The organism is Aquihabitans sp. G128, assembly GCF_019048865.1.
GTDB lineage: Bacteria > Actinomycetota > Acidimicrobiia > Acidimicrobiales > Iamiaceae > Aquihabitans.
The window spans coordinates 2387967-2400935 of the sequence record NZ_CP077604.1 but is presented as its reverse complement, the minus strand read 5'-3'; the positions used below and the strand labels follow the sequence as shown (position 1 = coordinate 2400935).

The following is a 12969-nucleotide window of genomic DNA, read 5'->3' as shown; positions in this document are numbered from 1 at the left end:
GGACCTGACCGATTGGTCAAGAGGCCGCAGCGGGGAGCGTAGGGCGTCGATCCCGCACGAGCACGGGGCGCAGGGCACGGGCTGATCGCCCCCGCCAGCAGCCGGCCCAGACGCCGCTGCCGTAGGCCACGTCGTCGATCAGCCGGAGCCCGATCCATCGGAGCGGCGCCAGCGGTGGCCGCTCGCGGGCCCACTCGACCGCCGGGGGGACGACCACCACGAGCGCCGCCAGGCGGCGGCCGCGGCGCGAGCCCAGGGCGGCCAGCGCGAGCAGGGGCCACCACGGCCGGCGGAGGGCGTCGACGATGGCCAGGCCGCCGTAGGCGTGGCCCTGCAACGAGAGGCGGAGGGCCTCGCGGCCTCGATCGGGCAGGGGCGGCAGCTTGCGGGCCAGGGCGACCGTGGTGGCCCCGGCGCACACCACCCCGGGCACCACGCCGCCGCCGGCCGCGAGCGCCCACGCCGCCGCCACCCGCGCCGCGGTGCCCAGCGGGCGGACCGCGTCGTCGTGGCGGCGGGCGAGGGGAGCGGCGGACGCGCCGTAGTCGAAGCGCTGCCGCAGCCAGGCGCGGGTGGTGGCCCGGGACACGTGGCGCACGGTGGCTTCGGGCTCGTAGCGCACGGTGCGACGGGCGGCGACGAGCCGCCAGACCAGGTCGACGTCCTCGCCGAAGCGGAGGCCCTCGTCGAAGCCGCCGACCTCCTCCAGGTCGGCGCGGCGGGCCACCAGGGTGGCCGTCGGCACGAACGGCACCCGACCTCGGGGCGCCACGGCCGCCGGCCTCGCGCCCCGGTCGAGCGAGGGTCGCGCCTGCTCGTAGGCGGCGAGGGCCTCCGGCAGGGTCGGGGATGCGACGCTCGTGATCCGGGGGGCGACGGCGGCCACGGCCGGGTCGTCGAGGTGGGGGAGGAGGGCGTCGAGCCAACCGGGATCGGGGAGGCAGCCGCCGTCGACGAAGGCCACCACGTCGGTGGCGGCCTGGCGCCACCCGGTGTTGCGGGCCGCCGCCGGCCCGCGGTTGGCCTCGTGGCGCACCAGGCGGGCGCCGAAGCGCTGCGCCGCGGCGGCCACGGCATCGGCATCGGGCGAGGCGTCGTCGACCACGATCGACGGTCCGGTCGGGCCGAGGGCGGCGAGGGTGGCGGCCAGCTCGGCGGCGGGGCCGCAGAAGGGGACGACCACGGTGACGTCGCCCGGGGGGCGGGGGCCGGGGCCCGGGAGCGGCTGCACCAGCCCGGCGTCGAGCAGCCGGCGGGCCAGCGCCTGGGCGTCGGGGTCGTCGCCGAGGGGCTCGCCGCCCAGCAGGCGCTCGACCACCCGGGCGGCGCGGTCGTTGAAGCGGAGCACGCGGAAGGGCGCACCGCCGAGCAGCACGTGCCCGTCGTCGCGGCGGCGGGCGTCGGGGTCGAGCGCCACCCGCCAGGAGCCCGGCAGCACCTCAGCCCGCGGTCATGCCGGCGTCGACCGCCAGGACCGCACCGGTGACCGCGCCGGTGTCGGGCCCGCAGAGCCAGTGCAGCGTGGCCGCCACCTCGTCCGGTTCGAGGAGCCGCTTCTGCAGCGCGTGGGTGGCGAACTCGGCGGGGTCGTCGAGGCCGTAGACGTCGGCCGAGGCCGAGAGCATGGCGCCGACCGTGGACCCGGGCGCCACCACGTTGGCGGTGATGCCCTCCACCCCGAGCTCGGCGGCGAGGCTGCGGACGAACCCCTCGACCCCGTGCTTGGCGGCGGTGTAGGCCGCGAGCAGGGGCAGGCCCAGGGTGCCGCCCGACGACGACACCGCCACGAACCGCCCGCTGCGGGGCTGGGGGCGCTGCAGCAGGGCGGGGACGGCGGCCCGGGCCAGGCGCCAGACGCCTTCGAGGTTCACCCCGACCATGGCCGACCACGCGTCGTCGCTGGTCTCCCAGGCGGGCAGGCCACCGTGGATGGCACCGGCCACCGCCACCGCGGCGTCGAGCCCGCCGAAGCCGTCGACGGCGAGGGCGACGGCCGAGTCGAGGGCGGCCTGGTCCCGCACGTCGGCGACGACGGGGAGGGCGTGGTCCGGCCCGCCGCACGCCTCGGCGACGGCGCGCAGCTCGTCGGCCGTGGCGAGCGGGTAGGCGAGCGCAGGGTCGTCGGCGGCCCGGTCGACCAGCACGAGGCGCCACCCGTCGGCGGCCAGCCGGCGGGCGGTGGCGGCGCCGATGCCCCGGGCTGCGCCGGTGACGATCCCGACCCGGGGAGCGGCTCCCTCAGCCACGGGGGGGCCACCTGGTCGATGGCCGCGAGCAGCTGGTCGACGAGGGCCGCGAGCAGCGCCTCGCCCTCGGGGGCCGACGCACCAGCGGGGTCGCCGAGGACGCCGTTGGCGGCCACGGCGCGGACGCCGCCGGCCTGGAGGGCGGGCAGGAGCTCGGCGAGGGGTCGGCGGTCGCCGGGCTCGGCGCGCCCGCCCGGACCGCGCCCGGGTCGAGGGCGAGGACCAGCGACGTCTCGGTGCGACCGGCGTGGGCGTCGACGTAGCCGGTGGGGTGCCAGGCGGCGACCTGGCGGCCCTCGGACCGGAGGGTGGCGATGGCGCGGGCCAGCGGGCCGGCGTTGCCGCCGTGGCCGGAGGCGAACACCACGCCGGCGAAGGCGTCGGCCGAGCGGCCCAGCTCGAGCACCACCTGCTCCAGGGCCTCCTGGCCGATGGACAGGGTGCCGGCGAACCCGACGTGCTCGCCGCTGGAGCCGTAGGGGAGCGCAGGCGCCACCACGACGTCGGACCGGCGACCTGCGGCGCGGCGGGCGACGGCCTCGGCGACGTCGGTGTCGGTGGCGAGCGGCAGGTGCGGCCCGTGCTGCTCGGTGGCGCCCAGGGGGACGACCAGCACGAGCCGGTCGGCCACGAGGTCGACCTCGGTCCAGGTGGCCGACCCGAGGATCACGGCGAGGTGGGCTCGTCGGCGCCGGCCACGTGGCGGAAGCCCTCGGGCACCACGACGTCGCTGGGGACCAGGTCCCGGACGTCGGCCTTGCCGATGCCCAGGAGGGCGGAGTCGATGCCGCCCCGGAAGATGTCGAGCACGTTCTCGACGCCGGCCTGGCCGTTGGCGGCGAGGCCCCACAGGTAGGCCCGCCCGATCATGACGGCCTTGGCGCCGAGGGCGACGGCCTTCACGACGTCGGAGCCGCGGCGGATGCCGCCGTCGAGCACGACGTCGACGTCGCCACCGACCGCCTCGGCGATGCCCGGGAGCGAGCGGATGGGTGCCGGGGTGGTGTCGAGGTTGTTGCCGCCGTGGTTGGACACCGAGATGGCGGTGACGCCGGCGTCGACGGCGCGCTTGGCGTCGTCGATGCGGCCGATGCCCTTGAGCATGACCTCGCCGCCCCACTCGGCGCACAGCCAGGACACGTCGTCCCAGGTGGGCAGCGGGGTCTGCATCCACTCGTAGTAGGCGCCGAAGAAGGTGGGCGCCGGCTGGCCGGGGGCGGCCATGTTCGGTGCGGTGAGGTCGGGGATCTTCTTGGTCTTGGCGAAGGCCGCCAGCCACCTCGGGTGGGTCAGCGCCTCGGGGGCGAAGCGCAGCGCCGCCTTGAGGTCGACCTTCTCGGGGATGGTGGGGCTGCCCCAGTCCCGGCCGTTGGAGAAGGACCAGTCGAGGGTGAGGATGATCCCCTTGGCCCCGGCGGCGCGAGCCCGCTCCATGCGCTGCACCAGCTGGTCCTTCGAACCGCACCAGTACATCTGGAAGAAGGTCTGCGGGTTGGCCGCGGTGACCTCCTCGATGGGCTTGCTGGCGAAGGAGCTCAGCCCCATCACCACGCCGCGGTTGGCGGCGGCCCGGGCGACGGCGACCTCGCCGTCGGGGTCGACGGCCTGCACGCCGGTGGGCGAGATCATCACCGGCATCGACATGGGCTGGCCCATGACCTCGGTGGCGAGGGACCGCTCGTCGGCCAGGCCCACCAGGTGGGGAGCGAAGCCCAGCTGGGTGAAGGCGGCCAGGTTGCCATCGAGCGAGACGCCGGCCTCGGAGCCGGCGACCAGGGCGCCGTAGACCGACGGCGGCAGGCGCTTCTTGGCCCGGCGCTGGGCCTCGGCGACGGTCTCGAACCAGGGGTTGGCCATGTCAGTTGCTCCCGACGGGGATCTGGAGCCCGGCGAGCGGGCTCTCGTCGCAGGCGCGGTCCGGGGCGGTGGTGCGACCGGGGCGGGCCCCGATGGCGACCGGGACCGACGTGCGGTTGGGCTTGGAGTGGTCGGGCGTGGGGACGGGCAGCGCGACGCCGTCGCGGGCGTCGAGGGCGGACTCGCCGTAGCCCTTCACGCACTCGGGGTCGGGGCCGTCGAGCGGCAGGCCCGTGAAGAACTTGGCGGCCATGCAGCCACCGCCGCAGGCGTCGTAGGCCGAGCACGAGGCGCAGGCCCCGCCCGACTGCGGGCCGCGCAGCTCGGTGAACAGCTCGGACTCCCGCCACACGTGGCCGAAGCCGCCGGGGCTGAGCACGTTGCCGGCCAGGAAGTTCTCGTGGATGGCGAAGGGGCAGGCGTACACGTCGCCCACCGGGTCGATCAGGCACACCACGCGGCCGGCGCCGCAGAGGTTGAGGCCGGGCAGCGACTCGCCGAAGCCGGCGAGGTGGAAGAAGGAGTCCCCGGTGAGGACGTCCTCGCCGTTGGCCAGCAGCCACCGGTAGAGCTCGTGCTGCTGCTCGGGCAGCGGGTGCAGCTCGTCCCACACGTCGACGGCGCGGCCCGAGGGGCGGAGCCGGGTGATGCGCAGCTGGGCCTGGTAGCGATCGGCGATGGCCTTGAAGGCGTCGAGCTGGGCGACGTTCTCCCGGGTCATGACCACGGAGATCTTGAAGCCGGTGAAGCCGGCGGCGGCCAGGTGGTCCATGGCGGCCAGGGCGGTGGCGTAGGTGCCCTCGCCGCGGATGGCGTCGTTGACCTCGGCGGTGGCGCCGTCGAGCGAGATCTGCACGTCGACGTAGTCGCTGGCGGCCAGGCGGCGGGCGACCTCGGCGGTGATGCGGCTGCCGTTGGTGGAGAACTTCACGCCGACGTGGTGGGCGGTGGCGTACTCGACCAGCTCCCAGAAGTCGGAGCGGATGGTGGGCTCGCCGCCGCCGATGTTGACGTAGAAGACCTGCATGCGCTCGAGCTCGTCGATGACGGCCTTGGCCTGCGCGGTGGTGAGCTCGTGCGGATCGCGCCGGCCCGAGCTGGAGAGGCAGTGGGTGCACGCCAGGTTGCAGGCGTAGGTGAGCTCCCAGGTGAGGCAGATCGGGGCGTCCAGCCCGGCGGCGAACTCCTCGACCAGGGGACGGACCTTGGTGGGGGTGGTGGTCACGCAGCGCTCCGGCGGCAGATGGTCTGGGAGTCGGCCAGGGTCGAGAGGGCCCGGGCGTAGGGGGCGAGGTCGGCCTCGGCGATGCCGGCCTCGGCGCACGCGGCGCGGGCGCTGGGCGCGGCGTCGAGCGCCCGGACCACGGCGAGGATCGTGGGGCTCTTGAGGAACGACAGCTTGCGGGTGTCGAAGTGGTACAGCAGGGCGCCGAAGCGCTCCGGCCGGATCGACACCTTCGGGTGCAGGCGCCACCCGGCGTCGAGGTCGAACTCCGTGGGCACGGTGGCGCTCAGTACACGCCGCACATGCCGTCGATCGAGACCTCTTCGACGAGGACCTCGTCGACGACCAGCTCGTCGGCCGCGTCGACGTCGGCGTCGACCGGACGGACCTCGGCGGTGGGATCGGCGGGGGAGGCGGTCATGCGGTGCTCCTTGGGGGAGGGCGCCGCAGCGGTGGGCCGCGGAGCCGGTGGCGAGGGTGTTCGGACGATACTGTCACACCATGACAGAAGCAAGGGGCGAGCGGGCCGGCCGGCCGCCGAGCACCAGCGCCCGGGCGGTGGAGCTCATCGCCCTCGAGCTGTTCGGCGAGCAGGGCTTCGAGGACACCACCGTCGAGCAGATCGCCGAGCGGGCCGGGGTCAGCAGCCGCACCTTCTTCCGCTACTTCGACTCCAAGGCCTCGGTCTTGTGGCACCAGTTCGACCAGGAGGTGGCGACGCTGCGGTCGGCCTTCGACGCCGTCGACGACGAGCTCCCGTTGATGGAGGCCATCCGCGTGGTGGTGGTCGGGGTCAACCGGTACCGGGCCCAGGACGTGGCTGAGCTGCGCGCCCGCATGCACCTGATCGGCAGCGTGCCCGCGCTCGCCGCCAGCGCGGCCTCGCGCTACGAGCCCTGGGAGGAGGCGGTGAGCGAGTACGCCGGCCGGCGGAGGGGCGAGTCGGCCGACGCCCTGGTGCCGCTCGCCATCGGCCGCACCACGCTCGCCGCGTGCCGGGCGGCCTTCGACCGCTGGGTGGCGGTGGGCGACGCGGACCTGACGGTGTACCTGGACGCCGCGCTGCGCGCCCTGGCGACCGGGTTCGTCGACGAGCCCCACTGATAGGTGCCGCTGTTGAGGTGAGTTAGGGGCACCTACTACGGTCCGTCGGGTGACCGCCCTGACCGACGCCGCCCCCGCCGCGGTGGAGCCCACCAAGCGGAGGGGCCTGCTGGGCTCGTCGTGGACCCGGCTGCTGGGGCTGGTCGTGGCGCTCGGCGCGCTGTTCCTGGTGGTCCTGGCCTCGCTGGCGTTCGGCTCGAAGTCGGTGCCCATCGCGTCGGTGTTCGACGCCTTCCTGCACTTCGACGGCAGCAACGACCACCTGATCGTGCGCAGCCTGCGCGTGCCCCGCACGGTGGTGGGCGTGGCCGTCGGCGCCGGGCTGGGCCTGTCGGGCGCGGTGATGCAGGGCGTCACCCGCAACCCGCTCGCCGACCCCGGGATCCTCGGCGTCGAGGCGGGGGCGTCGCTGGCCGTCGTCATGGCCATCCGCTTCCTCGACATCACCTCGCTCGGGAGCTTCGTGTGGTTCGGGTTCCTCGGCGCCGGCATCGCCAGCGTCGTGGTCTACGGCCTCGGCTCCATGGGCCGGGGCGGGGCCACGCCGGTGAAGCTGGCGCTGGCCGGCGCCGCCATGGCGGCCATGCTGGCCTCGCTCACCAGCGCCATCCTGCTGCTCGACCTCCAGACCCTTGACGCCTTCCGCTTCTGGGTGGTCGGCTCCCTGGCCGGGCGCGACGCCGACATCGCCCGGGAGGTCGTGCCGTTCATGGTCGTGGGCGCGGTGCTGGCGCTGGGCTCGGCCCGCTCGCTCAACGCCCTCGCCCTCGGCGACGACGTCGCGCGCTCGCTCGGCATGCGGGTGGGCGTGGCCCGGGGCGTCTCGGCGCTGGCCGTGGTCATCCTGTCCGGCGCCGCGGTGGCTGCCGCCGGGCCCATCGGCTTCATCGGGCTGACCATCCCGCACGTGGCCCGGGCCATCACCGGGCCCGACTACCGCTGGGTGCTGCCGTGGTCGATGGTGCTGGGGCCGATCCTGCTGCTCGGCTCCGACGTCGTGGGCCGCCTCGTGGCCCGGCCCGGCGAGCTGCAGGTGGGGCTGGTCACCGCGGTGATCGGGGCCCCGTTCTTCATCGCCCTGGTGCGCCGGCGCAAGCTCGCCGAGCTGTGATCGCCCACTCGATGTTCCGACCGGTGGTGCACCCGTCGCGCGCCGGTGGGCTGGTCATCCGCATCCCCATCGTGGGCTGGAGCACCCGCGTCCAGCTCCGTGCCGTCGCGGTGTCGCTGGTGGCCCTCGCCCTGATGTTCGCGGTGTTCGCCTGGTCGCTCGCCGTCGGCGACTTCCCCGTGTCCATCCGCAACGTGCTGCTGTCGCTGGTGGGGCAGGGCGACGCCGACGCCCGCTTCATCGTGCGGACCCTCCGCCTGCCCCGGGGCCTCACCGCCATCCTCGTCGGGGCCTCCTTCGGGCTCTCGGGGGCGATCTTCCAGCGCATCGCCCGCAACCCGCTGGCCAGCCCCGACATCATCGGCGTCAACGCCGGCGCCGCGGCGTCGGCGGTGTTCGTGATCGTGATCCTCAAAGGCAGCGCCCTGCAGACCACGATCGGCGCGCTCCTCGGCGCGCTGGTGACCGGCGTCGCGGTCTACCTCCTGGCCTACAAGCGGGGCGTCACCGGCTACCGGCTGGTGCTGGTGGGCATCGGCGTCACCTCGATCCTCGAGTCGGTGGTGTCCTACCTGCTGACCCGGGCCCGCATCTTCGACGCGCAGAAGGCCACGGTCTGGCTCACCGGCAGCCTCAACGGCCGGGGCTGGGAGCACGTCCACCCGGTGAGCCTGGCCCTCCTGGTGCTGCTGCCCGCCTCGCTGTTCCTGGCCCGCCACCTCAAGGTGCTGGAGCTGGGCGACGACACCGCCGCCGGCCTGGGCGCCCGGGTGGAGCTCACCCGCGGTGCGCTGCTCATGGTGGGCGTGGCCCTCGCTGCGGTCGCCACCGCGTCGGCCGGGCCGGTGGGCTTCGTGGCCCTCGTGGCCCCGCAGATCGCCCGCCGCCTGGTGCGGGCCCGCACCGTCGCCCTCATCCCGTCGGCTGCCATCGGCGCCCTGCTCCTGGAGGCCTCGGACCTGGTGGGGCGGCGCATCGTCGCCCCCACCGAGCTGCCCGTCGGCGTGATCACCGCCATCGTCGGCGCCCCCTACCTGCTCTACCTGCTCGCGCGGGCCAACCGCATCGGCTCCGGAGGCTGAACCCATGACCGGACCCACCCTGTCGGCCATCGACGTGTCCCTGGCCTACGACGACCTCGTCATCGTCGACGGCCTCACCCTCGACGTCCCCGTCGGAAAGGTGACGGTGATCGTCGGCGCCAACGCGTGCGGCAAGTCCACCCTGCTCCGCGGCCTGGCCCGCCTCCTCGAGCTGCGGGGTGGCACGGTGCTGCTCGACGGCCACGACATCCACCGCCTCCCCACCCGGGAGGTGGCCACCAAGCTGGGCATGCTGCCCCAGCAGCCGATCGCGCCGGAGGGCATCACCGTGGCCGACCTCGTGGGCCGCGGCCGCCACCCGCACCAGCGCTGGTTCCGGCAGTGGAGCCCCGGGGACGAGACCGCCGTCGACGATGCCCTCGCCGCCACCGGGGTGGCCGAGCTGGCCGACCGGCCCGTCGACGAGCTCTCGGGCGGGCAGAAGCAGCGGGCGTGGATCGCCCTCGCCCTCGCCCAGGGCACCGACCTCATGCTGCTCGACGAGCCCACCACCTTCCTCGACCTCGCCCACCAGGTGGAGGTGCTCGACCTGCTCGCCGACCTGAACGCCCGGGAGGGCCGCACCATCGTCCTGGTGCTGCACGACCTCAACCTGGCCTGCCGCTACGCCCAGCACCTGGTGGCCATGAAGGCCGGCCGGATCGTGGCCGAGGGCAGCCCCTCGGCGGTGATCACCGCCGAGCTGGTGGCCGACGTGTTCGGCCTGGAGGCCCAGATCATCGACGACCCGCTGAGCCACACCCCGTTGGTGGTGCCCGTCCCGGCGGCCCTGCGCCAGCGACCGGTCGCGCTGCCCCTCGGGACGCGCGAGGTGGCCGAGGCCGCAGGGGGGCGAGGCGCGTGAGCGACGGTGCGGCGCTGCGGCGCGAGCTGCGGCGCGGCAACCGGGGGCCTCTGGTGGCGTCGAGCTCGCTGTTCGTCTCGCACCAGGTGGGCGAGGCGCTGGTCCCGGTGGTCGCCGGTGCGCTGATCGACCGGGCCGTCGTGACCGCCGACGGCGGCGCGCTGGTCCGCTGGCTGGTCGTCCTGGCGGTCGTGTTCGCCGTGCTGTCGACCTCGTGGCGCTGGGGCGATCGGGTCTTCACCAAGATGTACGAGCGGGCCGGCCACGAGCTGCGCCTGCGCATCGCCGGTCGGATGACGGCCCACGAGGGCACCAGCGAGCGCACCGGCGCCGGCGAGGTCGTGTCCGTCGCCAGCTCCGACGTCGAGGCGGCCACCATGGGCCTCGAAGCCATCGCGTCGGCCGCCGCTGCGGCCGGCGGCCTCGTCGTCGCCGCCGTCGCCCTGCTCGTCATCGACTGGCGGCTCGGCCTCCTGGTCCTGGTGGGCCTGCCGCCGGTCCTGCTGGTGATCCAGGTCCTGGTGAAGCCCATCGAGCGCCGGTTCACCGAGCAGCAGGAGCTGGTGGCCGCCGCGGCGTCCACCGCCACCGACCTGTTGCGCGGGTTGCGCGTGGTCAAGGGCCTGCACGTCGAGGCCAACGCCGCCGACCGCTACCGGCGGGCCAGCCGCACCTCCCTGGCGGCCGGGCTGCGCGCCACCCGCCTGTACTCGGCCCAGCAGGCGCTGACCGTCGCCGTCACCGGCGCCTTCGTCGCGGTCATCGCCCTGGTGGGCGGCCGGCTGGCCGCCGACGGGCGCATCAGCATCGGCGACCTGGTCGCCGCAGTGGGCGTCACCCAGTTCCTCGTCGCCCCGCTCGGCCGGGTGGGGTGGGCGGTGGGCGAGCTGGCCACCGCGCGGGCTTCGGCCGAGCGGGTGGCGGCGGTGCTGGCCCGCGAGCCCGGCGTGGTCGACGGGACCGCCGAGGTGCCGCCCTCGGCATCGGCCCTCGGGAGCGTCGAGCTGGCCGGCGTGCACCACGGCGCGCTCGCCGGGCTCGACCTGGTGGTGCCGGCCGGGTCGTTCGTGGGCGTGGCCGCCCCGGAGGCCGAGGCGGCGGCGCTGGCCGAGCTCCTGGCCCGGACCACCGACCCCAGTCAGGGCACGATCACCGTCGACGGGCTGGTCCTCGCCGCCTGGCCCCTCGCCGGGCTGAGGGCCGCGGTGCTGGTGGCCGAGCACGAGGCGCCGCTCTTCACCGGCTCCGTGGCCGAGAACATCTGGGCGGCCGGCCCGCCGTCCGCCGACGACGCCGGGGCGGCCGCCCTGCTCGCCGCCACCTCCGCCGACGAGGTGGCCGAGGCCCTGCCCGACGGGTTGTCCACCGCGGTGACCGAGCGCGGGCTGAGCCTGTCGGGCGGGCAGCGCCAGCGCATCGCCCTGGCCCGGGCGCTCGCCGCCGAGCCGTCGGTGCTCGTGCTGCACGACCCCACCACCGCCATCGACAGCGTCACCGAGGCCCGCATCGCCACCGGCCTGCGCGCCCAGCGCCAGGGCGCCACCACCCTGATCCTGACCACCAGCCCGGCCCTGCTGGCCGAGGCCGACGAGGTCGCCTTCGTGGTCGGGGGCGTGGTGGCCGACCGCGGCCCCCACGCCGACCTGGTGGGACGGAACCCGGCCTACGCCGAGGCGGTGCTGACGTGAGCGCCGACCAGGGCCCGTCCTCCACCCTGCTGCCGGTGGCCGACCGGCGAGCCACCCTGGCCGCCCTCGGGCGGCTGCTCCGGCCGCGCCGGCGCCTGCTCGCCCTGGCCGCCGTGCTGTTCGTGGGCCGGGCCGCCGTGGGCCTGGTCGGCCCGGCGGTGCTGGGCCGCATCGTCGACCTGGTGCGCGCCGGCGACGCGGCCAGCGCCATCACCGGGCCGGCCGTGCTCCTCGCGGTGGCTGCGGTGGCCGAGGGGCTGTTCGCCTGGGCCGGCCCGGCCGTCGGGGCCCAGGCCGCCGAGCCCGCCCTCGCCGACCTGCGCGAAGAGGTCGTGGACCGAGCGCTCGAGGTCCCCGCCGGCGAGGTCGAGCGGGCCGGCACCGGTGACCTGGTGGCCCGCGTCGACGGCGACGTGGCCGCGGTGGCCGACGCGGTCAAGCAGGCGTTCCCGCAGGTGCTGGAGGCCGGGCTCACCATCGCCCTCACCGCCGTCGGCGTGGCGTCCATCGACTGGCGGCTGGGGCTGGCCGCCCTGTGCGCCCTGCCCATCCAGCTCCACACCCTCCGGTGGTACCTGCCGCGCTCCAGCCCGCTCTACGCCTCGGAGCGTGAGGCCGCGGGCGGCCGGTCCCAGCAGCTGCTGGAGACCATCGGCAGCGCGTCGACCATCCGGTCGCTCGGCCTGGCCGAGCAGCACCACCGGCTGCTCGCCGGCCGCTCGCAGCGCGCTGTCGACCTGGTCAACGCCGCCACCCGGTTGCGCACCCGGTTCTTCGCCCGCTTGAACCTCGCCGAGCTGACCGGCCTGGCCATGGTGCTGGGCACCGGGTTCTTCCTGGTGCGGGGTGGGAGCGTGTCGGTCGGCGGCGTCACCGCCGCCGCGCTGTACTTCCAGCGCCTGTTCGACCCGTTCAACATCCTCCTGTACCTGGTGGACGAGGCCCAGGCCGCCGGGGCGGCGCTGGCCCGCCTGGTCGGCGTGTCCGATCGTCCGGCGGCGGTGGCTCCCACCGGGGCCGGCACCGATGCCTCGGTGCAGGTCGACCAGGTCCGCTTCGCCTACGACGCCGGCCACGAGGTGCTCCACGGCCTCGACCTCGCCGTGGCCCCCGGCGAGCGCATCGCCGTGGTGGGCACCAGCGGTGCCGGCAAGACCACGCTGGCCAAGCTGGTGGCCGGCATCCACCCGCCGGGCTCGGGCACGGTGGCCATCGGCTCGGTGCCGGTCGACGCCGTCGGCTCGGTGGCGGGCCGGGTGCCCGTGGTCCTGCTCAGCCAGGAGTCGCACGTCTTCGCCGGCCCGCTGGCCGACGACCTCCGGCTGGCCGCCCCGCACGCCGGCGACGACGACCTGCTCGCCGCCCTCCGCGTGGTGGGCGCCGAGGGCTGGGCCCTCGCCCTGCCCGAGGGCCTGGCCACCGTGGTCGGCGACGGCGGCCACCGGCTCACCGGCGTGCAGGCCCAGCAGCTGGCGCTGGCCCGGGTGGTCCTGGTGGACCCGGCGGTGGTGGTGCTCGACGAGGCCACCGCCGAGGGCGGCAGCGCCGGGGCCCGGTCCCTGGAGGCCTCCGCCGAGGCGGCGCTGGCCGGGCGCACCGCGGTGGTGGTGGCCCACCGCCTCACCCAGGCGGTCCACGCCGGTCGCGTGGTGGTGGTCGATCGCGGGGCGGTGGCCGAGGCCGGGACCCACGCCGAGCTGGCGGCGGCCGGCGGGGCCTACGCCCGCCTGTGGGACGCCTGGTCCGACCAGCGAGAGCGAGGTGCGGGCGGAGCTGGCGCGGTGTAAAGCT

Annotated in this window: 13 protein-coding genes; 6 read left to right on the top strand and 7 right to left on the bottom strand. The window is 75.7% G+C overall.

Annotated features, from left to right (window positions below):
• Nucleotides 1-16: 16 nt before the first annotated feature.
• The 7 genes from mftF to mftA are packed head-to-tail and all read right to left on the bottom strand — an operon-like array spanning nt 17 to nt 5749.
• Nucleotides 17-1438: a mycofactocin biosynthesis glycosyltransferase MftF gene (gene mftF / locus KSP35_RS11440; RefSeq protein ID WP_217001910.1), complete on the bottom strand. Its 1422-nt coding sequence runs from the start codon at nt 1436-1438 to the stop codon at nt 17-19.
• Between the two features lies 1 nt (nt 1439).
• Nucleotides 1440-2246, bottom strand: coding sequence for a mycofactocin-coupled SDR family oxidoreductase (locus KSP35_RS11435; protein ID WP_217001908.1), 807 nt, complete (start codon nt 2244-2246; stop codon nt 1440-1442).
• On the bottom strand, nt 2239-2916 hold the full coding sequence (mftE, locus tag KSP35_RS11430) for a mycofactocin biosynthesis peptidyl-dipeptidase MftE (RefSeq protein WP_217001906.1): 678 nt from the start codon (nt 2914-2916) through the stop codon (nt 2239-2241). The genes KSP35_RS11435 and mftE overlap by 8 nt, the downstream gene beginning before the upstream one ends.
• The gene (mftD, locus tag KSP35_RS11425; protein WP_217001904.1) at nt 2913-4103 is read right to left on the bottom strand and encodes a pre-mycofactocin synthase MftD; all 1191 of its coding nucleotides are present in this window, start codon (nt 4101-4103) and stop codon (nt 2913-2915) included. The genes mftE and mftD overlap by 4 nt, the downstream gene beginning before the upstream one ends.
• Nucleotide 4104: 1 nt before the next feature.
• Nucleotides 4105-5328 carry a mycofactocin radical SAM maturase gene (mftC, locus tag KSP35_RS11420; protein WP_217001903.1) on the bottom strand — a complete coding sequence of 408 codons (1224 nt, stop codon included), beginning with the start codon at nt 5326-5328 and terminating at the stop codon, nt 4105-4107.
• A complete protein-coding gene (gene mftB / locus KSP35_RS11415) occupies nt 5325-5606 on the bottom strand; it encodes a mycofactocin biosynthesis chaperone MftB (protein ID WP_217001902.1) in 282 nt (93 codons plus the stop codon). Before mftB ends, mftC begins: the two co-directional genes overlap by 4 nt.
• Nucleotides 5607-5614: 8 nt before the next feature.
• The gene (mftA, locus tag KSP35_RS11410) at nt 5615-5749 is read right to left on the bottom strand and encodes a mycofactocin precursor MftA (protein ID WP_217001900.1); all 135 of its coding nucleotides are present in this window, start codon (nt 5747-5749) and stop codon (nt 5615-5617) included.
• Between the two features lie 80 nt (nt 5750-5829).
• On the opposite strand from mftA, the gene mftR reads away from it, so the two are divergent.
• Genes mftR through KSP35_RS11380 form a run of 6 tightly spaced genes read left to right on the top strand, consistent with a single transcriptional unit; the run spans nt 5830 to nt 12965 of the window.
• A complete protein-coding gene (gene mftR, locus KSP35_RS11405) occupies nt 5830-6432 on the top strand; it encodes a mycofactocin system transcriptional regulator (RefSeq protein ID WP_217001892.1) in 603 nt (200 codons plus the stop codon).
• Nucleotides 6433-6481: 49 nt separating this feature from the next.
• Nucleotides 6482-7543 (top strand): iron ABC transporter permease, encoded by a 1062-nt coding sequence (locus KSP35_RS11400; protein ID WP_217001891.1) that lies wholly within the window; start codon nt 6482-6484, stop codon nt 7541-7543.
• Between the two features lie 11 nt (nt 7544-7554).
• The gene (locus tag KSP35_RS11395; protein WP_217001889.1) at nt 7555-8625 is read left to right on the top strand and encodes an iron chelate uptake ABC transporter family permease subunit; all 1071 of its coding nucleotides are present in this window, start codon (nt 7555-7557) and stop codon (nt 8623-8625) included.
• A gap of 4 nt (nt 8626-8629) precedes the next feature.
• Nucleotides 8630-9490: an ABC transporter ATP-binding protein gene (locus KSP35_RS11390; RefSeq protein WP_254127139.1), complete on the top strand. Its 861-nt coding sequence runs from the start codon at nt 8630-8632 to the stop codon at nt 9488-9490.
• Nucleotides 9487-11178, top strand: a complete 1692-nt coding sequence (locus tag KSP35_RS11385; protein ID WP_217001887.1) for an ABC transporter ATP-binding protein — start codon at nt 9487-9489, stop codon at nt 11176-11178. Before KSP35_RS11390 ends, KSP35_RS11385 begins: the two co-directional genes overlap by 4 nt.
• Nucleotides 11175-12965, top strand: coding sequence for an ABC transporter ATP-binding protein (locus KSP35_RS11380; RefSeq protein WP_217001885.1), 1791 nt, complete (start codon nt 11175-11177; stop codon nt 12963-12965). Before KSP35_RS11385 ends, KSP35_RS11380 begins: the two co-directional genes overlap by 4 nt.
• The last annotated feature ends 4 nt before the right edge of the window (nt 12966-12969 follow it).